General features: G+C 60.5%; 28 protein-coding genes and 1 rRNA gene. 15 read left to right on the top strand and 14 right to left on the bottom strand.

The annotated features are described in order from the left end of the window. Positions 1–237 precede the first annotated feature (237 nt). From B5G34_RS14375 to mltG, 4 genes are all read right to left on the bottom strand, one after another. Positions 238–1,653, bottom strand: a complete 1,416-nt coding sequence (locus B5G34_RS14375) for a hypothetical protein (RefSeq protein ID WP_087338998.1) — start codon at positions 1,651–1,653, stop codon at positions 238–240. Continuing rightward, positions 1,650–2,141, bottom strand: coding sequence for an RNA polymerase sigma factor (locus B5G34_RS14370; RefSeq protein ID WP_087338995.1), 492 nt, complete (start codon positions 2,139–2,141; stop codon positions 1,650–1,652). Before B5G34_RS14370 ends, B5G34_RS14375 begins: the two co-directional genes overlap by 4 nt. A gap of 88 nt (positions 2,142–2,229) precedes the next feature. Continuing rightward, complete coding sequence (locus tag B5G34_RS14365) at positions 2,230–3,444, bottom strand: U32 family peptidase (protein ID WP_087338991.1); 1,215 nt, start codon at positions 3,442–3,444, stop codon at positions 2,230–2,232. Continuing rightward, positions 3,437–4,657: an endolytic transglycosylase MltG gene (gene mltG, locus B5G34_RS14360; protein WP_087338988.1), complete on the bottom strand. Its 1,221-nt coding sequence runs from the start codon at positions 4,655–4,657 to the stop codon at positions 3,437–3,439. Before mltG ends, B5G34_RS14365 begins: the two co-directional genes overlap by 8 nt. Before the next feature lie 102 nt (positions 4,658–4,759). Between mltG and B5G34_RS18950 the strand changes: the two genes are divergently transcribed. Beyond that, the gene (locus B5G34_RS18950) at positions 4,760–4,912 is read left to right on the top strand and encodes a hypothetical protein (RefSeq protein ID WP_164475038.1); all 153 of its coding nucleotides are present in this window, start codon (positions 4,760–4,762) and stop codon (positions 4,910–4,912) included. A 27-nt stretch (positions 4,913–4,939) separates the two neighbouring features. On the opposite strand, the gene B5G34_RS14355 is transcribed toward B5G34_RS18950, so the two are convergent. From B5G34_RS14355 to B5G34_RS14315, 9 genes are all read right to left on the bottom strand, one after another. Continuing rightward, positions 4,940–5,509: a 5-formyltetrahydrofolate cyclo-ligase gene (locus B5G34_RS14355; protein WP_275532303.1), complete on the bottom strand. Its 570-nt coding sequence runs from the start codon at positions 5,507–5,509 to the stop codon at positions 4,940–4,942. A 10-nt stretch (positions 5,510–5,519) separates the two neighbouring features. Beyond that, on the bottom strand, positions 5,520–6,065 hold the full coding sequence (locus B5G34_RS14350) for a DJ-1 family glyoxalase III (RefSeq protein WP_087338981.1): 546 nt from the start codon (positions 6,063–6,065) through the stop codon (positions 5,520–5,522). Between the two features lie 12 nt (positions 6,066–6,077). Continuing rightward, complete coding sequence (locus B5G34_RS14345; RefSeq protein ID WP_087338978.1) at positions 6,078–6,749, bottom strand: thymidylate kinase; 672 nt, start codon at positions 6,747–6,749, stop codon at positions 6,078–6,080. A 1-nt stretch (position 6,750) separates the two neighbouring features. After that, on the bottom strand, positions 6,751–7,473 hold the full coding sequence (locus tag B5G34_RS14340) for a WecB/TagA/CpsF family glycosyltransferase (protein WP_087338976.1): 723 nt from the start codon (positions 7,471–7,473) through the stop codon (positions 6,751–6,753). A 164-nt stretch (positions 7,474–7,637) separates the two neighbouring features. Next, a complete protein-coding gene (locus B5G34_RS14335; RefSeq protein WP_087338974.1) occupies positions 7,638–9,527 on the bottom strand; it encodes a S41 family peptidase in 1,890 nt (629 codons plus the stop codon). Between the two features lie 91 nt (positions 9,528–9,618). Next, positions 9,619–11,205, bottom strand: a complete 1,587-nt coding sequence (locus B5G34_RS14330; RefSeq protein ID WP_087338971.1) for a hypothetical protein — start codon at positions 11,203–11,205, stop codon at positions 9,619–9,621. Next, complete coding sequence (locus tag B5G34_RS14325; protein WP_087338969.1) at positions 11,198–11,917, bottom strand: ABC transporter ATP-binding protein; 720 nt, start codon at positions 11,915–11,917, stop codon at positions 11,198–11,200. Before B5G34_RS14325 ends, B5G34_RS14330 begins: the two co-directional genes overlap by 8 nt. Before the next feature lie 3 nt (positions 11,918–11,920). Then, complete coding sequence (locus tag B5G34_RS14320) at positions 11,921–12,238, bottom strand: YbjQ family protein (RefSeq protein ID WP_087338966.1); 318 nt, start codon at positions 12,236–12,238, stop codon at positions 11,921–11,923. Continuing rightward, positions 12,219–12,869, bottom strand: coding sequence for a MerR family transcriptional regulator (locus tag B5G34_RS14315; protein ID WP_087338963.1), 651 nt, complete (start codon positions 12,867–12,869; stop codon positions 12,219–12,221). The genes B5G34_RS14320 and B5G34_RS14315 overlap by 20 nt, the downstream gene beginning before the upstream one ends. 121 nt (positions 12,870–12,990) lie before the next feature. Between B5G34_RS14315 and spoVAC the strand changes: the two genes are divergently transcribed. The 13 genes from spoVAC to B5G34_RS14255 all read left to right on the top strand — a co-directional run bounded on the left by spoVAC (position 12,991) and on the right by B5G34_RS14255 (position 20,020). After that, positions 12,991–13,434, top strand: a complete 444-nt coding sequence (gene spoVAC, locus B5G34_RS14310) for a stage V sporulation protein AC (protein ID WP_087338960.1) — start codon at positions 12,991–12,993, stop codon at positions 13,432–13,434. A 329-nt stretch (positions 13,435–13,763) separates the two neighbouring features. After that, the gene (locus B5G34_RS14305; RefSeq protein WP_087338957.1) at positions 13,764–13,979 is read left to right on the top strand and encodes a hypothetical protein; all 216 of its coding nucleotides are present in this window, start codon (positions 13,764–13,766) and stop codon (positions 13,977–13,979) included. A gap of 522 nt (positions 13,980–14,501) precedes the next feature. Further along, complete coding sequence (locus tag B5G34_RS14300; RefSeq protein ID WP_087338955.1) at positions 14,502–14,756, top strand: hypothetical protein; 255 nt, start codon at positions 14,502–14,504, stop codon at positions 14,754–14,756. Further along, positions 14,753–15,844 carry a sigma factor-like helix-turn-helix DNA-binding protein gene (locus B5G34_RS14295; protein ID WP_087338952.1) on the top strand — a complete coding sequence of 364 codons (1,092 nt, stop codon included), beginning with the start codon at positions 14,753–14,755 and terminating at the stop codon, positions 15,842–15,844. The genes B5G34_RS14300 and B5G34_RS14295 overlap by 4 nt, the downstream gene beginning before the upstream one ends. Then, positions 15,828–16,115, top strand: coding sequence for a toxin-antitoxin system toxin subunit (locus tag B5G34_RS14290; RefSeq protein ID WP_242957068.1), 288 nt, complete (start codon positions 15,828–15,830; stop codon positions 16,113–16,115). The genes B5G34_RS14295 and B5G34_RS14290 overlap by 17 nt, the downstream gene beginning before the upstream one ends. Beyond that, positions 16,112–16,252 carry an XkdX family protein gene (locus B5G34_RS18525; protein ID WP_140397261.1) on the top strand — a complete coding sequence of 47 codons (141 nt, stop codon included), beginning with the start codon at positions 16,112–16,114 and terminating at the stop codon, positions 16,250–16,252. Before B5G34_RS14290 ends, B5G34_RS18525 begins: the two co-directional genes overlap by 4 nt. Before the next feature lies 1 nt (position 16,253). Further along, positions 16,254–16,922, top strand: coding sequence for a hypothetical protein (locus tag B5G34_RS14285; protein ID WP_087338949.1), 669 nt, complete (start codon positions 16,254–16,256; stop codon positions 16,920–16,922). A gap of 69 nt (positions 16,923–16,991) precedes the next feature. Then, on the top strand, positions 16,992–17,654 hold the full coding sequence (locus B5G34_RS14280) for a hypothetical protein (protein ID WP_087338945.1): 663 nt from the start codon (positions 16,992–16,994) through the stop codon (positions 17,652–17,654). After that, on the top strand, positions 17,654–18,028 hold the full coding sequence (locus tag B5G34_RS14275; protein WP_087338942.1) for a hypothetical protein: 375 nt from the start codon (positions 17,654–17,656) through the stop codon (positions 18,026–18,028). The genes B5G34_RS14280 and B5G34_RS14275 overlap by 1 nt, the downstream gene beginning before the upstream one ends. Then, on the top strand, positions 18,025–18,348 hold the full coding sequence (locus tag B5G34_RS14270) for a hypothetical protein (protein WP_087338940.1): 324 nt from the start codon (positions 18,025–18,027) through the stop codon (positions 18,346–18,348). The genes B5G34_RS14275 and B5G34_RS14270 overlap by 4 nt, the downstream gene beginning before the upstream one ends. A 47-nt stretch (positions 18,349–18,395) precedes the next feature. Continuing rightward, positions 18,396–18,818: a hypothetical protein gene (locus B5G34_RS14265; protein ID WP_204245957.1), complete on the top strand. Its 423-nt coding sequence runs from the start codon at positions 18,396–18,398 to the stop codon at positions 18,816–18,818. Next, a complete protein-coding gene (locus tag B5G34_RS14260; RefSeq protein WP_162609491.1) occupies positions 18,811–19,566 on the top strand; it encodes a peptidoglycan recognition family protein in 756 nt (251 codons plus the stop codon). Before B5G34_RS14265 ends, B5G34_RS14260 begins: the two co-directional genes overlap by 8 nt. A 1-nt stretch (position 19,567) precedes the next feature. Further along, positions 19,568–20,020: a phage holin family protein gene (locus B5G34_RS14255; protein WP_087338934.1), complete on the top strand. Its 453-nt coding sequence runs from the start codon at positions 19,568–19,570 to the stop codon at positions 20,018–20,020. 65 nt (positions 20,021–20,085) lie between these two features. Here B5G34_RS14255 and metA read toward each other — a convergent pair whose 3' ends face one another. Further along, positions 20,086–21,003, bottom strand: coding sequence for a homoserine O-succinyltransferase (metA, locus tag B5G34_RS14250; RefSeq protein WP_087338931.1), 918 nt, complete (start codon positions 21,001–21,003; stop codon positions 20,086–20,088). Positions 21,004–21,608: 605 nt separating this feature from the next. Between metA and B5G34_RS14245 the strand changes: the two genes are divergently transcribed. Continuing rightward, positions 21,609–21,810, top strand: a 16S ribosomal RNA gene (locus tag B5G34_RS14245); the annotation flags it as partial.

Here is a 21,810-nt window from a genome sequence, read left to right as displayed (position 1 = left end):
GAAGTCAATAAGTTTTAAAAAGTTTATTTTTTAACATAATTTTGTTATTTTTGAGACAAATAAGTTAAAAATATAACTATAACATTTTGGGCAGAAACAGGCGGATGTACCAGCCGGGCAAGGGAGATTCTGGAACTGGTTTTGGCTTGTCGTGAACATAACAACAATCTGTTTCCAAGGCGAAAGAATGTAAAAAAAGACGGCCCGGGCCAGTCATGGCCCGGGCCGTCCTGCCGGTCAGAAGCGGTAGAGGTAGAGATAGGTCTGGTGGAAATTGTGCGTTTCATGGGCGGTGATGGCTACCCGGTCCTCATCGAACCAGCTCAGGGAGCCCTCGTGCAGGGCGTCGTAATTTTCCCGATCCAGCAGGGTGAACACGCCGCGCTCCAGGTCCATGACTCCAAGGCTGGATATCCCAAGCCCGTCGGCCTGGTCGTCGTAGCTGGCAAACAGAACCTTGGTGCCGGAAGTATTGGCGATCAAGGTGGCGTTCTCCTGTTGGGACAATAAGAAATCCTCCACAATGGTGGTCCCACCGGTAACCAGGTCCAGCACCGATACCGTGCCGTCCTCCGCCACATAGATGCCCCGTCTGCCGCCAAAGAAGAACTGGAAGCCGTGGGGGTTCTCCTCCCGGGACTGGTAGACCGGCAGCTGGGAGAAGGTGCGCTTCAGCTGGCCGTTCTCCGGCTGCCAGGTCCAGACATCGTAGCAGTCCCCTTCCGACCCGGAGAGGGTCAGCAGGATCAGGGCGCCGTCCTGATCAAACCAGGCGCTGAATACCTCCAGGCCGGTGAGCTCGTCCAGGGCGGTGGTGGTTTGGGCCGTGCGGTCACAGTAGAACCAGCCCGTGCGGTCGCTGGACAGAATGGCGGCGGACAAATCGTCTGACCACCGTATGTCAGTCAGAGGCGCGGCCTTTTCCCAGCCGGTGCCATCCAGCAGGTCGGTGACTGCTCCGGTTTCCAGGTCCAGCAGCACCGGGTACTGCCGGTAGTCCGTTTGGCTGCCCTGGCTGAGACGGAGGATGACGCTGTCGGTGGAGCCGGGGATGGCGATGGCATTACAGTCGTAGTCCAGGGCATAGCCGGCGGTGCCGTCACAATGGCAGGAGATTGCCCCCTCATACTCGCACCAGTAGACGGTGTCGGTATAGGTCACGCCCTCCCAGGTGGTGGAAAACCGGGTGGTGTGGGTCTCCAGGGGGACCAGCTGATCCCCCTCCGCCGCCCAGTAGTGGCGGGCTAGGAGGGTGCCGTCGTCAGCCCGCTCTGCCTGAAACAGGGTGCCGACACCGTAGTCATAGCCTGCCCCGGCGTTGGGGAGACGGATATACTGGGCCTCCACCAGACCGTCAATGGTGGTCTGGGTCATTTCCGGTTCCTCCGGCGCCTCGCCCACAGGGCCGGGCACCTGCTCGGTTTCCTCCAGGTGGAAGAAGGTGAGCACCGCCGCCCGCAGCTGGGGGCTCACTGCCATAGCCACCATAAAGGTGCAGGCAATGGCGATGGCCGCCGCAAGAACCTTGCCTGCCAGCCTGCGGGGGTGCGCCTGCCGCATGGAGGGCAGATTCAGCTGCTCTTTGATACGCCCCTCCAGATCGGGGGCGGGGTTCAGCTGGTCCATTGCGTTGCGATAATCCCGGGTGTTCATACGCTTCCCTCCCATCCGGTGTCCAGTTCCAGTTTCAGCAGCTCCCGGCCCCGTTTCAGCCGCATTTTTACCGCTGACTGGCTCAGCTTCAGGATCTCTGCCACCTCCGCCACCGAGTAGCCCTCGTAGTAGTGAAGGTGGATGGGGCCTTTGTAGGTCTCGGGCAGAGCCAGAATGGTCTCCAGCACCGCCCGGTCCGGGCCTTCCGGCACAGGGCAGCTCTCATCCAGGGCCACCGTCTGCCGCCTCCAGAAGTTTTTCAGTTGATCCCGACACAGATTGGCGGTCACCCGCAGCAGCCAGCGCTTCTCGTGCTCCCTGTCGGCAAAAGCGGGGGCCTTGTACAGCAGCTTGAGAAAGACCTCCTGAGTGATATCCTCGGCGTCCGCCGGGCAGCCCAGATAGACCATGGCCAGCCGGTAGACCGATGTGCCATAGGCAGCATAGGCTGATTCAAACCGCCTGGTCAACGAGTCTTGTTCCTTCATCGTACCGCCTCCTTTCACCCATATAACGACTGGGCAGACTTCCAGGTCACAAAAAAGTCCAGGCGAATTTCGCCTGGACTTTTGCATATCAGGAATTTTCCCGGCAGGCCCTGATCAGGGATAGGGGGGGCACCGGGCGGGGCAGCTTCATACGGAAGACCATCTGAGGGGTGCGGGGCTCGGTGATAGGCCAGCCGTTTTCATCCTCCATAGCAGGGGCCACGAAGGGAGTGGCCGCCACATCGGGGCCCACCAGCTCCAGCGTATCCCCCGCGGCAAACTTGTTGCGCAGGGAGAGGGTGGCGTTGCCGTCGGCGTCGCAGGCGGTGACCACCGCCACCACCTGCCACTCCCGGATATACCGGGCGTCGCCGGTGTATTGACCGGGCTGGCCGAAGTAGAAGCCGGTGGAGTAGGGCCGGTGGCTCACTTTGTCCACCTCTTCCCGCCACACCGGGTCCATGGGCTGGCCCGCGGCAGCCGCGTCAATGGCGTGACGGTAGGCGGCGGTGACCACAGCGGCGTAGTAGGCGCTCTTGGCCCGGCCCTCCACCTTGAGGGAATTGAGACCGGCGTCCATCAGCTCCGGGATGTGGTCAATCATGCACATATCCCGGGAGTTCATGATGAAGGCACCCCCCTCATCCTCGCCGATGGGGAAATACTCCCCGGGGCGCTTCTCCTCCATGAGAGCATACTTGTAGCGGCAGGGCTGGGCGCAGGCACCCCGGTTGGCGTCCCGGCCGGTCATATAGTCGCTCAGCAGGCAGCGGCCGGAGTAGCTGACACACATGGCGCCGTGAACAAAGGCCTCGATCTCCAGCTCTTTGGGGGCCTTGGCCCGGATCTCCCGGATCTCGTCCAGGGAGAGCTCACGGGCCAGGATCACCCGGCTTGCGCCCAGGTCATACCAGGCCTGGGCGGCCTGATAGTTGGAGATGCTGGCCTGGGTGGAGATGTGGGCCTTCACCCCGGGGGCGTGCTTTTTCAGCAGGGAGAGCACCCCCACATCGGCCACGATGGCGGCGTCCACACCCAGGTCCTGGAGGTATTCCAGCCACTGGGGCAGCCGGGCCACCTCGTCATTGCGGGGCATGGTGTTGCAGGTGACGTGGATGGACACTCCCTTGCTGTGGCACAGCTCCACCGCCTGGCGCATCTCGTCGGGGGTGAAGTTGCCTGCAAAGGCCCGCATACCGAAATCGTTGCCCGCCAGATAGACCGCGTCCGCCCCATAGGCCAGGGACATTTTCAGCCGTTCCATGTCCCCGGCGGGGGAGAGCAGTTCGATTTGTTTAGTCATTCTTGTACAGCTCCTGGCTCCTGAGGAAGGATTGATGCTCGCTGCTGGTTCGGAAGAAGTGATGGACTCCATCATCGCCCAGCGCATAGAAATAGTAATTGGTGGAGTCTGGATTCACTGCCGCCTTCAGGGCGTCCACACCGGGACAAGAGATGGCGGTGGGAGGAAGCCCCTTGTGGGTATAGGTGTTATAGGGCGTATCGGCGTTGATGTCCACCGTGGTGCCGCCGGTGGCGTACAGAATGGTGGCGTCGATGTTCAGATAGCCCGCTGTCTCGCTGGTGGGGTTATTGAGACGGTTGTAGATGACCGAGGAGATCTTGCCCTGGTCGGTGCCGTCGGTCTCCTTCTCGATCATGGAGGCGATAATGACAGCGTCATTCACCGTCATGCCCTTGTCCGTCATGGCCTTGCGCATGTCGTCGGTGAAGATCTCGTCAAAGCGGAGGATCATCTTGTTGAGCACGCTCACCGGGTCCTCACCCATATAGAACTCATAGGTGTCGGGGAAGAGGTAGCCCTCCAGCCGCTTGGCGTCGCCCAGGGGCAGCACGCCCTGGAGGAAGGAGAACTTGAAGGCATAGTTGGCCGCTGTCTCGGTCAGATCCTCCACTGTGGCCACGCCCGCCTTCTCCAGCATCTCAAAGATCTGGGCCTCGGTGGTGCCTTCGGGGATGGTCACTGTGGTGGTGAGCCGGTTGGCGGAGCTGGAGCCCATGCTGCTGATCAGGGCCCGGTAATCCATATCGGTATTCAGCTCATAGCTGCCCGGGGTGATCTTGGCGTCCTCCTCGCCGGCCTTGCCGGAGACATGGGTAAAGGTGCAGAAAAGCTTAAAGACAGACTTGTATTCGATCAGCCCCTGCTCCTTCAGCTTGTCAGCCACCTGGGATACCGTGTCGCCCTCATGGATCTCCACAACGGCGGTATGGTAGTCCTTGTTCAGCGCCAGAACGTCATTGGCCCACAGCCAGCCCACGCCGGCCAGCAGGAGGGAGACGCCCAGCACACAGATCACATAGATGAGGATCCCCCAGGAGCCCAGACGTTTGCGCTTTTTGCGGGGACGTGAGGGACGGGGGTCCCCCTCCGGCGTGGTGCGATGGGCCGCGCGGCTGGAGGAGCGGCTGGAAGGAGCCAGACGCTTCTCGCTGTGGCTTGCCCGGGAGTGGGTCTCCCGACGGCCCTCGCTGCGATAATCTTCCTGAGACATAGGTTCAACTCCTAACCGAATCAAAAAAACAGTGGATCGCCGGAACCAGTGCCCACCGGACCGCATAGAATAGGTCAGCTAAAGCAAGTGAGGTGAGACGATATGTGTTTCGGCAATAACGGTTTTGGCGGCAACAGCTGCCTGTGGATCATCCTGATCATCATCCTGCTGTGCTGCTGCTGCGGCGGTGGGAACAGCTGCGGCAACAGCTGCGGCTGCAACAACAACTGCGGTTGCAACGACGGCTGCTGCTAAGCCGTACGTACCGCGGGGAGGCGGGGCTCAGGCCCCGCTTTTCCCCGGCCCGGAAGCGGACGGGCCGTACAGGCCGGTTTCGGTGACCACCAGCTCCACCCCCACATCATGGGGCAGGCGGGGAACAGAATCCAGAAGCAGTCCGTCCCGGCACAGCGCGACGGTGTAGCCGGAAAACCGGGTCAGCCACCGGTCATAGTAGCCGCCGCCCCGGCCCAATCGGCCTCCGGAGCGGTCAAAGGCCAGACCGGGCACCAGGGCCAGGTCGACGTCCTCCGGCGGGACAAGGGGGCAGCGGAGATCAGGCTCCAGCATGCCGTAGGGATGGCGGATCAGGCTGCTGTCCTGTTGGACGAGCCGAACCTCCATTTGGTTCCCGGGCAGGCACCGGGGCAGGCAAACTGCCTTACCGGCGGCAAACAGAGGCGGCAGCAGCCGGAGGGTGTCCGGCTCGGTACCCATGCCGCAGTAGAGCAGGATGGTATGGACCGACTGCACCTGGGGCAGGGAGAGAAAGCGGCGGAACAGTGCGTCATCGCCCCTTTCCCTGTCCTGAGGAGACAGGCCGGCCAGCCAGGTCAGCGCCTGACGGCGCAGAGCTTCTTTTTCAGCCGTGATAGTGGACGCTCTCTTTCACCTGGGCGGCCGCAGCGGAGCCCTTGAGGATCTCCACCAGCTTGAGACCGAAGGCAAAGGCGGAGCCGGCGGCCTCGCCGGTGACGATGTGGCCGTCCACCACCACAGGGGTGCCCTTCTGGACCACGGCGGAGCCCATCAGCTCCTCCATGCCGGGATAGCATACCGCGTTGCGGCGGTCCAGCATCCCCAGGTTGGCCAGAATGGTGGGAGCGGCGCAGATGGCGGCCAGCCAGCAGCCGTGGTCATAGCAGCGCTGGATGAGGGCCTGGGCCCGCATATCGCCGCTGATGACCTCCACACCGCCCAGTCCGCCGGGGAGCATGAGCATCCGCAGAGAGTCGGCCTCCAGCTGATCCAGGGTAGTGTCCGCCGTGACGGTGATGCCGTGTCCGCCGGTGACCTGGAGACCGTCCACACCCACCAGGACCACCTTTACGCCGGCCCGGCGGAGCAGATCGGCGGGGACCAGGGCTTCGCTCTCTTCAAAACCGTTACCCAGTAAAATCGCTACCATTCAAACAGCACCTCATTTTATTATTTGAGTCAGCATGGCCCAGATATCCTGATGGATGGCCTCAGTGGAGCGCAGGCTGCCTGCCTGGTCCACACAGGGGACCTTGTTCCAGCCCAGGCATTGGGCTGCCCGCAGGGCGGTGCGGCGGCACAGGGCCAGATAATCAGTGTCTACCTCGTGAATATCACCCTTGGTGTGGGTGGCGGCTTCCCGGCTGCGCAGCAGCTCCACCGCCCGCTGGGTGGGCATGTCCAGGTAAATGACCTGGTCGGGGAAGGGAAGCCCCAGCTTGGAGCACTCAAAGTCAAAGAGCCACTGGAAAAATCCCTCCCACTGGTCCTCCGGCAGCTTGCAGGCCTGATGGACCGCGTTGGAGGTGGTGTACCGGTCGGCCAGCACCAGGCCGCCGGACTGATAGTAGTCTCCCCACACCTTCTTCCAGGATGCATACCGGTCCACCGCGTAGAAGGTGGAGGCGGCATAGGGATTCACGTCGGAGGGATGGGAGCCGAACTCGCCGCCCAGATACATCCGCAGCAGGGCGGAAGAGGGTTCCTGATACTGGGGAAACACCAGACGGCGGAAGCCAATCCCCTCCTGCTCCAGCCGCCGGCACAGCAGCTGGAACTGGGTGGATTTGCCGGAGCCGTCGGTGCCCTCAAATACGATCAGTCTTCCTGCCATATCAGCGCCCCCTGATCCGCTGGCCCATGGAGTACCAAAGCACCAGGGGCAGCTTGGCCATGCGGCCGATACGCTTGGGCTCCTTCATGAGCCGGTGGAGCCACTCCAGCCCCAGCTTCTGAAAGGCCTTTGGCGCCCGATCCACCACGCCGGCGAATACATCCAGGGAGCCGCCCAGACCGATCATCAGGTGGGCGCCGGTGGCTGGCCCGTTCTGCACCATCCAGAACTCCTGCTTGGGTGCGCCCAGGCAGACGAAGACCACATCGGCGGAAGCGGCGCGGATCTCCTCCACCACGGGGCCGTCTTCCTTAAAATAGCCATCGTGGGTGCCGCAGATGATGAGACCGGGGTAGGTGCTCTTCAGATTGGCGGCGGCCAGCTCGGCCACGCCGGGCTTGGCGCCCAGCAGGAAGAGCCGCTTGCCGTGATGGGCCATCCAGGCCAGCAGCCGCTGGGCAAATTCGATACCGGGTACCCTGCCCTTCAGGGGGCGGCCCAGGATCTTGGCGGAATAGACTACGCCGATACCGTCTGGCAGCACCAGGTCAGCCCCCAGCAACGCCTGCCTGAATTCCGGATTTTTCCGGGCGGCCAGGAGAAACTCCGGGTTAGGGGTCACTGCGTAGTGGAAGCCATCGGCCTCCACCAGACCGGCACCTGTCTCCGCGGCCTCCGCTAACGTCAGGTCGTCGAAACCGACGCCCAAAACATCTGTCCTCAAAACAAATTGCCTCCGATTGGATCAAGTCCATAATTTCACATCATTCTACCATAGCCGCGTGGAAAAGTCCATGCGGAAACAGGGAGAAAGGGGGGCGGAAAAGATAAAGTTTCTGTGAAGAAAGCCGGAAACGCGCCCTCCGCGGAGCGAAGGACGCGTTTTTTTCAGAGCAGAGAGGGCAGCAGATTCAGACGGCACAGAAGGGTACAGGTGAGGGCGGCGGCCTCCTCCCGGGTGGTAGCGGCGGTGGGATCGATGTCCGCCGGAGAAGCCCACAGCAGGCCCTCCTCATCCTGAGCCAGCAGCCAGACCGAATCCCAGGCCCAAGAGGAGTAACCGGAATATTCGGCGCTGGCCGTGTCGGGGCGGTCCTGCCAGGTCTGGATCAGACCCAGGTCCAGCCGCCGGCCCAGCCGGGCCAGAATGGTGATGAACTGCTCGTGGCTCACCGGCGCGTCGGGGTCGAAGCGTCCGCCGCCCACGCCGGTCACCAGACCCATGGAGGCCAGGGCATTGACCGCAAGGCCGTACCAGTCGTCCATGGATACGTCGGAGAACTGGCTCTCCCCGGTGGGGACCCTGCAGTTGATGGCCTGAGCCAGCAGGGCGCACAGCTGGGCACGGGTGAGCGTCTGGGTGGGATAGAAGGTGCCGTCCCCGGCGCCCAGCAGCACGCCGTAGGTGGCCAGCAGGTCGATCTCCTCGGAATAGGGGGACTGGGCGGTGTCGGTAAAGCCCCGGGGGGCGTAGTCAGTCAGTGAGCAGGCGGCGGCCAGGGCGTCGGCAGAGGTGGCCTCCCAGCCGCTGCCGGTCCCTTGCCGGAGGAGAACGCCGTCGGGCAGGGCTTCCAGCAGGGCGGTAAAAGCGGCCTGATAATCGGGGGAGCAGGCCTGCTCCAGATCGATGTACCAGGCGCCGTTCCAGTCCATGCGGACCATTCCGCTGGTACTGCCCTGGGGCTCAGATGCCGACAGCAGGACAGCCGCCTCATCTGCCAGGGACTGGTCCAGCAGCAGGTGGGGCATCACCCCAACGGTGTCGTTGCTGGTACCGGCAGGGCTGAAGAAGCGGTAGGTGGTGACCTTCAGGGCGTCGCCGTCGGGGAAAAACTGGGGCAGATTGTGCTCATCCAGCAGGACCTGAGCCACTCCCTTGCCATAGGTGCGCTCTCCCACCAGCAGTCCGGAGCCGGTGTCCCGGAGGGCGGCGGAAACGAGCTCGGAGGCGCTGGCGGACTGGCCGTTGGTCAGCACGATGAGGGGGGCGTCGGTCAGCTGGGTCATCTTGCTCCCCTGGGCGGAAAGAGAGTTGTCCCGCTGCATTAAGTAAACCAGACGGCTGGCGGGACCGGTAAAGCAGCTGATGGTATCCAGGGCGGCAGTCAGGTTGCCGCCGCCGTTGCCCCGCAGGTCCATGATCCAGCGGTTGGCCTGGCTGGCGTAAGTACCCAGCGACTCTGCCACATGGTCGGCGGTCTCGTCCCCGAAGACATCGCAGGTGAGATAGCCGATGTGGCCGTCCATCAATTCGCCATAGGCGGTGGGTACCACGAAAGCCTTGCGGGTGAGGGTAACGGTATGGGACTGTCCCTCCCGCAGGTAGGTCAGCCGAAAGGTGGTACCCTCCTGACCGGTGAGCAGGGCGCTGGCTTCGTTCAGATCCATACCGGCCAGAGAGGTGCCGTCCACAGCGGTGACGATGTCACCGGCCAGGAGCCCTCCCGCCTCGGCGGCGGAGTCGGGAATGACCCGGTTCACCAGCAGCCCCCCGTCGGTCAGAGAGAGGGACAGGCCTGCCCCCACCTGCTGGACGTCGGAGAGGGAGGCATTGAAGGCGGCCAGTTCTTCGGCGGTGAAATATTCGGTGTAGGGGTCGCCCAGGGCCTCCAGTATACCGGATATGGTGGTCTGTTCCCTTACCGACTGGGGCAGGGGATCAATATAAAAGGTATCCAACAGCCCGATGGCCTGATCGGGGGTCAGGGCTTGGGCCATGGGGGTGAGTAAAAGGGTGAGAGCCAGCCCGGCGGCGGGCAGACGGAAGCGAAGTTTCATGGGGAACCTCCATTCCATATTATGTAACCCCCATTGTAAAGCAAAACGGAGGCGGGCGCAAGGCCCGTCCCCGTTTTGTAGCAATTTGTCATCAATCGGAAAGCTGATGGAACAGCCGCTCCCCCTGGCGCAGGAGCAGCAGGTGGAAAAGCAGGGCGAAGGCTGCCAGCACAATGGTGTAGATCAGCAGCAGGCCCAGACTGCCCAGAAGGTCCTGGGCGAAAACCCACAGCAGGAAAAATATAAGCACCAGCACCATGGGCAGGAAGGTGGACAGCATGGCGGCGGCCGACTGCTTGACCACAATGACGTCATTGACGGCGTCCAGCTTGGGAAAATGGAGGTTGATCCACAGGCCGAAGGGGGCGCACGTCAGGGCAAAGAGCAGACTGTCCGCCAGCAGCAGCACCCACTCCAATGGGGAGAAGGCAAAGGCCAGGGAGAGCATGAACCAGCTGGCTACCAAAAAGGGCAAGATCACCAGCAACTGGAAAACTACCTTTATCCTCAGAATGGTGGTGACCGGGACGGGGGCGCATTGGAGCAGCCAGAGCTGCTTCCCCTCCAGGCTGATGGAGGAGCCGGTGATGGCCACGGTGGACAGGCAGAAGGCGATGCCCACCAGGACCAGGGGAGCCAGAGACATGCCGCCCGTAAGCATCTGGAACTGGGCGATGGAGTCCCGGTAGATCAGGGCGGCCACCCCGGCGCCTGGAAGAAGCAGAAGCCCGATGCCGGTGTTGAACACATAGCTGGGCGTGCCAAACCACCGGCGGGCCTCCTTACGCAGCAGAGCGCCCCGCTGGCTGCCGGTAGACAGTCTGCCCAGCTTGTAGTCCGAGCGGGTGCGGTGGGTAGACAGCCGGGTAATGATGGACTTATACTGCCAGGCAAACAGCCACACCACCGCCAGGAAGGGGATCAGGCACAGGGCCCACAGGGCCAGCAGCTGGAGCAGGTCCCCGCCGCTGACACCGTTGGCCAGCATGAGGAAGGGGCGGCCCCAGCCCTGGAAAAAGGTCAGGATGGCGGGCGCGGCGGTCCCTACATTGCCCATGGAGCTGCTCAGCCAGAAGGAGCCCGCCAGAAGCAGCCCCAGCAGGAGCAGCTGGAAGAGGGTGGAGGCCAGCGCCTTTCGGGGGAAGCGCCCCGACAGCCAGGCCAGCACAAAGCCCACGATCAGGGTGAGCAGGGTGGGCAGCAGATTGAGAAACAGAGCGGAGACCAGCAGCAGCGGCAGCACCGTCCAGCCGCCGGGACCGCCGTGCCACAGATAGATCACCCCGGCGGGCAGAAGCACAAAGACGGTGGACACCAGATTCTCCAGGTAGAGGGCCAGCGTGCGGGAGAGCATGAGAACAAAGGGGGAGATGGGCAAAGAGAGCATCAGGTCGTTGTCCTTGGCCCCGAACACCACTCCCTGAGCCGCAAAGAGGGAAAAGAAAAAGCCCAGGATCACCGCCACCAGTGACATAAGTATCAGCAGAAGAGGGAGGGCTCCCACTGCGGCAAGCTGTCCGGCCAGCATCGAGCTGTACACCCCTGAGATGTAGACAGACAGACCGGCCAGCAGGGCCAGCGCCCCGATGCCGGAGAAGGAACGCTTTTTGCGGCCCACCCGCATGGTGGACAGCAGTGCCCGGAAATTGAGCCACAGCAGGGCGGGGAAGTTAGCCATGGACATCCCCCTCCAGCTCCAGGAATACGTCCTCCAGGGTGGAGTCCCCCACCAGCTCGGAGGTGACCCCCATGCGGATCAGTTTGCCGCCCTTGATGATGGCCACCCGATGACACAGCTTCTCCGCCACCTCCAGCACATGGGTGGAGAAAAACACAGAACTGCCGGCGGCGCACAGCTCCGCCCAGAACTGCTTGAGCAGGTGGGCCGCCGACGGGTCCAGGCCTACGAAGGGCTCGTCCAGGATGAGCAGCTTGGGCTGCCGGATCAGAGCGGAGATGAGGGCCAGCTTCTGCTTCATACCGTGAGAGTAGCTGCCGATGGGGCTGCCCAGGCTGCCGGTGAGCTGGAAGGCGTCGGCATATTTGCCGATCAGCGTGTGTCGGGCGTCGCCGGAGATCTCATAGAGGTCAGCGATGAAATTGAGAAACTGGATGCCGGTGAGGAAGTCATACAGGTCCGGGTTGTCCGGCAGGAAGGCGGTGACCTTTTTGGCGGCCAGGGCGTCGGTGCGCACGTTGTGGCCGTCGATGGTGATGGTGCCCTCCGTGAAGTCCATCACACCGGAGACCGCCCGCAGCGTGGTGGTCTTGCCCGCGCCGTTATGGCCGATGAATCCAAAGATTTCACCTGGTGCAACGTGAAGGGACAGGTCGTCCACCGCACGGTTTCCGCCGGGATAGGTTTTGGAAAAGTGCTCGATCTTCAGCATGTTTTACTCCTCCAGGATCTGGACAGCCGTGCCGTAGGCGGTGATCTCCGCAGCTCCCTGCATGACGGAGGCGGAGGCGTAGCGCACGCCGATGACGGCGTCGGCACCCATGGCCTCCGCGTCGTCCACCATGCGTTTGGTGGCGATCTGGCGGGCCTCGGTCAGCATTTGGGTGTAGCTCTCGATCTCGCCGCCTACCAGGGTCTTCATACCGGCCATAAAATCCTTGCCGAAGTTTTTGGACTGGACCACACTGCCCTTGGCGATCCCTAGGGCCCGGATCTTCTTGTCAGGAATGTATTCAATATTTAGAAGCAGCATCTTCTTCTCCTCCTTGAATTTGTTTGATGCGCTGCCACAGGGCCAGCAGCACACCCAGAATGACCACCACAGGGATGGCGATGAGAAAGATGGAAAGGCCGATGGGCGGCGCCTCTTCCGGATCTACCGTCAGTCCCCAGATCATCAGCACCATCAGCCCGGCCATCAGGGCAATGAATACCAGGGCCGCAATGACCGGTCCGGCATAGCGGGTGATGGTGTCGTGCTTGCGGATATTCACAAATCGGGTCCCCTCCTCCTCCATCCGGTCCATTTCCTCCAGCCAGCGTCCGGCGTCCAGATTGGCCAGCTGTTCACCGGCGTCGGCCAGCGTCTGACACAGGGAGCGGATGGTGGCCAGGTTGGCCTGCTCCCGCTCCAGCTGAATGATATGCCGGCGCAGACCGTCGTCCAGGGTCAGTACGCCCTGCTGCATCTTTCGGATCTCCTCCATGGGTACGTCCAGCTTCCGCAGCAGCTTGATCCTGCGCAGACATTCCACGTCAGCGTCGGCGTAATCCCGGTAGCCGTTGTCCGCGTTGCGGCTGGGATTCAGCAGCCCCTCTTTTTCATAGAAGCGGATGTTGCGCTTGGTGATGCCCACCAGCTGCTCCACCTCGTTGATCTTCACAGAACTCACCTCCGTGCTAACAGGGTATACCTTCTACAAGGTGGAAAGTCAAGAGAAAAATCAAGACTTGCACATATTCCCTTACGGGACGGACATACTGGAGGAAAAGGAGGCGTGCACCATGGACATGACCAACGAAGAATACGGCCGATATGTGGCGGGAATGGCCAAGCCATCCCCCCTGTGGAAGGATCTGATTTGGGCCTTTCTGGTGGGCGGACTGATCTGTACACTGGGCCAGGGACTGGGAGACCTCTACAAGAGCTGGGGGCTGGACCAGACCGACGCGGGCACGGCCACCTCCGTGACCCTGATCTTCCTTTCCGCGTTCTTTACCGCCCTGGGCTGGTTCGACAAGCTGGCCCAGCACGCAGGCGCCGGTACCCTGGTGCCCATCACCGGGTTTGCCAACGCGGTGGCCTCTCCCGCTCTGGAGTTCAAAAGCGAGGGCCTGGTACTGGGTGTGGGCGCCCGGATGTTTGCCATCGCCGGGCCGGTGCTGGTCTATGGCATCAGTGCCTCGGTGGTGTACGGTGTGATTCTGGTCTTCCTGGGGTATGGCTAATATGCCACAAGGGATCGGCGGCATATTTTGAAAAATAGTATAAAACAGACAAAAACTGCTTGACAAACAGTGGACCGAGGAGTATACTAAAGCCAGAAAAAGAAAGAGGTGAACCCAATGGGCTGATAAAAGCTCAGCTGATCAAAGCCTTTCCGCAGACAGAATAAAAAAGATCAGAGGTTTCGGAAAAATTCAAGCGATCAGGCAGCGCACAGAGCCAAAGTTCGGAACAATCAGCAGATTCCAAAAGGACAAAGAATTCGGAAAAATGGAACGATTCCAGTGAGTTTAGAAATTCCGGGGAGTCAAGTGAATCGTGAAATCGAAGGATGGAAGCGACACAGAGACCTGAGGAAAGAAAAATTCTTGTGGATCAGGAGATTTGGAAGAAGGAAAGGTACTACAGGAATCCAAGGATTGGAAGGATCAAAGGATTCATAAGGATGTGTTTTTCCAAGGGGATCATTGATCAAAGCAGATCTGACGGTTTCGGGAATCAAAAGATTGCATGGATCGAAAGATTTGGGAGGACTGGAATACTCTGAGCACTGTAAGGTCAGGAGAATTTGGAAGAGCAAATTCTGGCAACACGTGTTCCCAACAGACTCATTGAAGAGAGAAAACCCGGAAACCTCAGATGCGAAGTTCGCTGAAGACGGAAATCAGGGTAGTGCGTTGCAGGAGACAGTGAGCAGATAAAACCTCAAGATCTGATTTTTCTGGATGCGTGGCAAATCTGTAGAAAGTCGAGGTAAGCCTAGTGATTGAACCCCAGGTCGAAAAGTAGCCCCCCGGTCACGTTGGATGGCCGGGGGGTTGTGCTGTTCCCGGGGAATCTTTTGGAGGACATAGGAAAAGTAGAGCGGGATGACATGCAGGCGAAGGCCTGCTTTTTTTATGCCCATTTTTACAAAATAACCGGCAAAAAATTTTTTCCGGACTTGGGTGTACAAAAACGTACAACTCTGACCGGTGGGAATCCCATAAGTGAAGAGACATGCGGTCTCTTTACAGCAGCAGGTGGAAGGAGAAGCCGTGGGACGCCCGAATGGAAGGAGGTGAGCCATATGGCTCGATTGTCAGAATTGTCGCCGCAGTATCGGGAGGCCGCAGTGCGGCTGAGGTTAGCTATTGAGGACCGGCAGGGCTTGGCGGCGCGAGGAGATCCCGACGCCGTCTGGGAGGTGGCGCTCCTGCGCCAGATGTTGGCGGAGATGCGGGATCTGCGGCGGCTGACGGAGAGTTATTATTCCAGACCCAGGAACGGCCTTTATACCACCGCCGGACTGATAGCGTCCCGCAGGGATGGAGAAAAGCAATGAATGAGGCCAAGCAGGTAAAAGCCAGGGCCAAAGCCCTGCGGGCGGAAAAGGCGGACCTTCAGGCCAAGCTGGCGGAGGCCCGGGGCCGGGAGGTTGCGGACATCCGGTTGAAGCTGGCTGCCGTGGAGGAGGACCTGGTGGACTGTGCCCGGCTTTTGCGGGAGCTGATGCCCCGACACAAGATCAGCCGGGGCAGAACCTGGTCCGGCCTGGAGGGCTGGCAGTGGGACAAGCTCCAGTATCAGACCTGGGCGGAACTGGAGGGGGCCGAGTCCCCGGAGGGCCCCACGGAACAGGACAAAATGCGCCTGGCAGTGCGGGCGGCCCGGACAGGACTTACCCCCGCCCAGGAGGCCTATCTGGCCCAGACCGACGTGGGTAAGCGCCCTGCCCAGGTGGCCCGGGAGGCAGGGAAGCACCGCTCCACCGTCTGCCGCACCCTTCGGCGGGGAAAGGACAGGATCGCGGAGGACGCCAAAGTGCTCTATGATCTGCTGGGCCGCCGGGAGGGCGGGCCCCTGGTGATAGATCTGGGAGAGCCTGAGGTGCTGAAAGCGGTGCTGGACCGGCTGACCCAGCGCCAGCAGACCTATCTGTACCTCTACTATGGCGAATGGCTCAGTCTGAGGGAGATCGGCACCCTGCTGGGGGTGGATCACGCCTCAGTGCTCCGGTCTATCCGGTGCGGTCTGCGGCGGATGGAGAGTCTGGCCCTGGGGGAGCAGGTGGAGGTGCGGGGGCTGGACAGCCTGGAGGAGCGGCTCATGGCTCACTTCAACGATCTGCCTTTGGAGGAGGAGCCACGGGAGAAACGGACCTATCAGAAACGGGGCAAAACTACCCCGAAGCCTGCACCTGTCTACCTGAAGGACTTGCTGCTGCGCTTTGTGCGGGACGGCCGGATACGGACAGCGGGGGCGATTGGGCCTGAGCTGGAGGTACAGCCGGGCGGCTGGAGCTCCGGGAAGCTGCTGGTCTGGCTGGAGGAGCGGGTGTCCGGGCGGCAGGACAGGAAATCTCTGCTGCGCCGGCTGCTGTATCGCTTATTTACATGGATCAGGAGGGATTTGGATGTTGACCATCATTGAGATCGCGGCCAGAGAGGACGGCGGCCATGGCCTGCAGAGCCAGAGCCACCGGACAGAGTGCTGGCTGGAGGGGTGGATCGCGGTGCCGCCCCAGCTGGAGAAGGCGGCCTGGGACTGCTGCGGCTACTGCACGCTGGACATTCAGGACGGAGTGCTGGTGGGCCTGACGCCGGGAGAGGTTCCCACGCCGCCGGAGCAGGCGCCTACCGAGGTGGAGCAGCTGCGGGCGGATGTAGACTATCTTGCCATTATGACGGGGGTGGAACTGTGAACGTATATGAGCTAGCTAAGAAATACTATCCCAAGCTGTGGGACAGAGAGCGGATTCAGGCCCTGGCGGCCGCCGGAAAGCTGACCGAGGAGGAGGCTGCCGCCATCCTGAGTGCGGAGGACGGTCAGGAGGGGTGAGATGATACAGTTTCAGGACTGGACCATCCAGGCGCAGGGACAGGTGCTGGCCCGGCAATATGACAACCTGACCCGGGAGCTGCGGATCGAGGGGGATATGCCCCAGGGCTGGGACTGGGACCTGCTGGTGCAGGCGGGAGAGCTGCTGGACGTGATCCGCCTGACACCGGGCGGGAACAGCCTGTCGGTCACCCTGACGGCGGAGATGCTGGCCCTGTCCGGCTTCTACCTGCTCCAGCTGCGGGGCACCCAGGGGGAGAAGGTGCGACACACCAATGCCATCCGGGTCTTTGTACCGGAGAGCCTGTCCGGCGACGCCCAGTGGCCGGAACTGCCCACCGAGTTCTCTCAGGCGGAGGCGAATATCCGCTCCCTCAACGCCCATCCTCCCGTCCCCGGCGAGGACGGCTTCTGGCTGCTCTGGGATCTGGAGGCAAAGGGGTATCAGCCGTCGGAGCTGCCGCTGCCCTCCGGTGGGGCGGGCGACATATCCTCCCGGGAGATCCATACCATCAAGGTGCTGAGCCGGGAAGCGTATGACGCGCTGCCCGAGAAACCGGACAGCACCCTCTACCTGATTGTGGGGGGAGGACATGCTGAATGTGGGTCAGCAGAGCCTGGAGGGGCTCTTTGTGGGGGAGATGGGGATCAAAACAGCCTGTGCAGGTGAAAAGATCCTCTATGAGCGGCCGGGAGGATATGTATATCTGGAACTGGAAAGCGAGAAGGAGATGGATGAATGGCAAGCTACTTTAACCTGACCCTGGACACTCTGGCGCCCAGCGGTCTTACCCTCAGCATCAACGACGGCGCACTGTACGCCACCAAAACTGCGGTCAAGCTGACCATCGGACTGTCGGACGAGCAGACCGGCGGCTATCAGATGAAGATCTGGGGCATCAACGGTGTGACAGACGAGGGGTCTGCCAGTTGGGAGACGTTCACCACGGAAAAGACGGTGGAATTGACCGCGGGGGACGGCCTGAAGACAGTCCACATCAAGGTGCGGGACGACGTGGGCAACGAGTCCGCGGAGGTGTCCGACGACATCACCCTCAATACCGCGGTGCCTGTGGTCACCATCACCGGCCCCGACAAGGCCAAGATTTCCAAGATCAGCGGCTTTGATAAGGCCAAGATCTCTTTCACCTGCGATGTGGATTTCGAGCAGTACAAGGTGTGTGTGGTGCCCCAGAACTCCAGCACCCAGGACGCCGGTACCCAGATCCCCACAGAGGGCGGCTCCCTCAACACCTCCGGCAGCCAGGGCAGTTATCCCAAGACTACGCCCATCGAGGTCACCATCACCGGTACCGATCTGGCGGCTGCCTCTGCCGGCGACGGTGTGAAGATCGTCAAGGTCTTCGTGTGCAACGCCGCCGGCACCTGGAGTGTGGCCTGATGGGAGCGCCTGGTCTGACCTTTTCCGTCAGCCGGGACAAGCTGTCTGCCCAGCCTGGCTTTGATACCATCACGGTGGCCTTTACGGCGGATCAGACCTGCGCGGCCTTTGAGTGCCGGGCCACCAGGGAGGGGGAGGACTACGGCGTGGGCAAGGGAGTCCTGGTGGCCTCCTTCTCTGCCACCCCGGCGGGCATCCAGCGTACCTTTGAGATCTACGACGACTTTCTGGTGCGGGGAGACGGAGCATACCGGATCTCACTCTATGCACAGGGAGAGGACGGAAGCTGGAATGACAATCACCGCTATCTTCCGGTAGGGAGCGAGTTCTATCTGACAGCGGATGGAACGCCCTATCTCTGCATGAGGGGGTGAACGAGACGGGAGAGGGTTATAACGGCGCTTTTACCGGTCCCCAGATCGACGAGGCCATCGGAAAGGCTCTGGGCAGCGGAGCCAGGACGGTGAGCTTTACCAGCAGTCAGTGGTCCGGCGGCGCGCTCCGGATCCAGGCGGCCAACCACGGGATGCAAAGCGACACGTTTGGATTTGTGCTGCGGCATCTGGTGTCCGGTGTTTTGAAGAGCGGTACCTGGGCGGCGATGGGTACCGGCGTGTCCTATGAAGCCTCGTCAGGGGACGTGGTGCTCACCAGCGACGCACCCTATGACGGATCCATTACCTTTATTTCTTAAACCAAAAATGATCGGCGCATCAGCTGTGAAATGAAAGGAGAAAAATTATGTCTATCAACTACAACAAGCTGGTCCCTGTCTGCTATGCTATTGCCAACGCCAACGGTGTGGACCTGGGCGTGGGCGACTCCATGATGCAGAACAACATCCGGCTGGGCAGGGATGAGCACAAGGGCGCCATGGTGCTGCCTCGAGCTTTCCGCCCCGACTGGGCCAAACTCCACGAGGAGAATCCCGACCTGGCTGCCGTGAACGGCAAGTTCAACGCCTACATCCGCAAGCGCATGGCGCTGATGGTCCAGCTCAAGCCCCTGTGGAACGAGGGCGACTATCAGGGCATGATCGATCTGATGGAGGCCACCGCCGATCCCGGCCCCATCTCTCAGACTGCTCGGGAGGAGTGGGAGAAGGAGCAGAACGGCGGCGAAGACAGCGAGGGCGAAGAGGATGGCGGCGAGGCCGATGCCTAACAGCTCGCTGGTGACTTACACCAGGCTGTCCCCCAACCGGACCAGCCCCCGGAACCATGCCATTGATACCGTTACCATCCACTGTACTGCCGGGCAGGGAACTGCCCGGCAGATCTTAAACATGTCACATTTCACATCCTATGACCCGGACAACGGCGCGTCCTGTAACTACGCCGTGGGCAAGGACGGCAGCATCGGCTTGTGCGTGGACGAGGGGGACCGGTCCTGGTGCAGCTCCAACGGAGCCAACGATCACCGGGCCATTACCATCGAGGTGTCCAGCGAGGCGGTGAGTCCCTACAAGGTCACGGAAAAGGCGCTGGCGGCCCTCATTGACCTGCTGACGGATATCTGCGGTCGGAACGGTATCAAGAGCCTGGTGTGGTCCAACAGCAAGGCTGACCGGGTGAACCACCGGGGCGGGTGCAACATGACCTGCCACCGGGACTTTGCCGCCAAGGCATGTCCAGGGGATTACTTGTATGCCATGGAGGGGGACATCGCGGCAGCGGTCAACAAGCGACTGGAGGAGGGGGAAGAAGTGACACAGGAGCAGTTCAACGCCATGATGGAGGTCTACCTGACACAGCAGAGGGAGAAGGAGACCAGCAGCTGGTCCAAGGAGGCCTGGGAGAAGGCTGCGAGCAGCGGAGTGTTTGACGGCACCGCGCCACAGGCCCCTCTATCCCGGGAACAGGCCTCCCTGGTGCTGGACCGGCTGGGCCTGCTGCCGGAAGGAGAAAGTTGACATGGAGCACATCAATACTTTCAAGGCGGCGGTAGCTGCTGTATGCGCGGCTCTCACCGCCCTATGGGGCTGGTTCGGCTGGGTTGTGGTGGCCTGGATCGGCTGCATGATCATCGACTACGCCACCGGCTCCGCCGCGGCTCTGCGGGCGGGGGAGTGGTCCAGCAAGTCTGCCCGGGACGGGATCTGGCACAAGCTGGGCAGCGTGGTGGCCGTCATCGTGGCGGCTATCCTGGATACGGTCATCGGCCATCTGCTGGGCAACGTGCCGGGGGTGGAGCTGCCCTTCACTTACACGGTGCTTCTCTGCCCTCTGGTGGTCATCTGGTACATTCTCACAGAGGCGGGCAGCATCATTGAGAACGCCGGTGCCCTGGGCGCGCCCATCCCGGCGTGGCTTGCCAGGACCATTGCTGCTTTGCAGAGTAAGGTAAATGAGAACGTCGATGTATAAAATTATAAATAGGAAGGAGCCCTCCACCGGAGGGCTCCTTCCTATTTTTATAAAGTGGATAGAGCTTATTCGAGCTGGCCGAGATCGTAAGGTGTGGTCTGATACACATAATAATTGAGCCAGTTGGTATACAGAAGCTGTCCGGCGCTGCGCCAGCGGACTACGGGGACCCGGTTGGGATCATCATCGGGAAAGTAGTGGGCGGGCACGGCGATATCCAGCCCCTTGTTGACATCCCGCCAATATTCCCTGGCCAGGGTATCCGGATCATACTCCGGATGACCAAGCACGAAAAACTGACGGCTGTTCTCTGTCTTGACCGCATAAACACCGGCCTCGGATGAGGTGGCGATAAGCTCCAGATCAGGAGCGTTGCGGATGTCCTGCTCCCATACTTCGGTGTAACGGGAGTGAGGCGCATAGAAGACATCGTCGAAGCCTCGGAAGAGGGGAGAACTGGGCTTCAGCACCCGGTGCTCATAAACACCAAACAGCTTTTTGGGGAGGGAACGCTTTTCGATACCGTGGTGATAGTACAGACCGGCCTGAGCGCCCCAGCAGATGTGCAGGGTGGAATGAACGTGGGTTTTGCTCCACTCCATGATCTCACACAGCTCTGGCCAGTAATCCACCTGGTCGAACTCCAGGTTCTCCACCGGAGCGCCGGTGATGATCATGCCGTCGAACTTGCGCTCCCGGATTTGATCAAAGGTGGTATAAAAAGAGGATAGGTGATCCTCGTCGGTGTGCTGGGATTGATAGCTAGCAGTTCGCAGCAGTTCCACTTCGATCTGTACCGGCGTGTTGGAGAGCTTACGCAGAATCTGGGTCTCGGTGACGATCTTAGTGGGCATCAGATTGAGAATCAGAACATTCAGGGGGCGGATATCCTGATGAATGGCGCGATGCTCTGTCATCACAAAGATGTTCTCGCTTTCCAGAACTGCGGTAGCGGGAAGCGAGTCGGGGATTTTGATGGGCATAGGAGGGCTCCCTTCTTATATAAGGATCAACTATTATATAGAGTAGCATAATTCCCCAGCGGTCGCAACCAGAGAATGACAAACGGGGGTTGGGAAAGAAAATGCAGAAAAATGAAAAAAGGTGTTGACAAATAGGGCTGTGGGTGGTATTCTATCTGAGCGCCTTGCGAGAGGGCATGAAAATCTGACCAAAACCGGAAGAAACCGAGGGGAACCCGGACGGCCTTCTGAAAAAGATCAGAAAAAAGTGCTTGACAAACGCGAGTGTGCGTGATAAAATGAGCGAGTTCGAGTCGAGAGACAAGAACGAGTTTGAAAAGGGCTGAAATCAAGGGATTGGAGCTAAAAAGCTCCGAAAAAACTTGAAAAAAGTTCTTGACAAATGAATCCGGAAGTGCTAAAATAAATAGCACGTCAGCCGATCGGCTGACCGGAGCGTGTACCTTGTAAATTAAACAACGTGAAAGAAACACGAAGCACCAGAAAGGACGAGAAGTCCTTCTGACAAGCAAAGCTTGAAAGAAGGCTCTTGATTTAATTTCTTTGAAGCTATGAATTAAGCTTCGATAAGATGATTTGAAGAACTTCGGTTCTTTAGATACCATTTTATTGAGAGTTTGATCCTGGCTCAGGATGAACGCTGGCGGCGTGCTTAACACATGCAAGTCGAACGGAGTGCTCATGACGGAGGATTCGTCCAACGGATTGAGTTACTTAGTGGCGGACGGGTGAGTAACGCGTGAGGAACCTGCCTTGGAGTGGGGAATAACAGCCCGAAAGGGTTGCTAATACCGCATGATGCAGTTG

The sequence above is a fragment of the Flavonifractor sp. An82 genome, assembly GCF_002159265.1.
Classification (GTDB): domain Bacteria; phylum Bacillota; class Clostridia; order Oscillospirales; family Oscillospiraceae; genus Flavonifractor.
The sequence above is the reverse complement of the archived record's forward strand: the minus strand, read 5'-3'. Positions and strand labels throughout refer to the sequence as shown.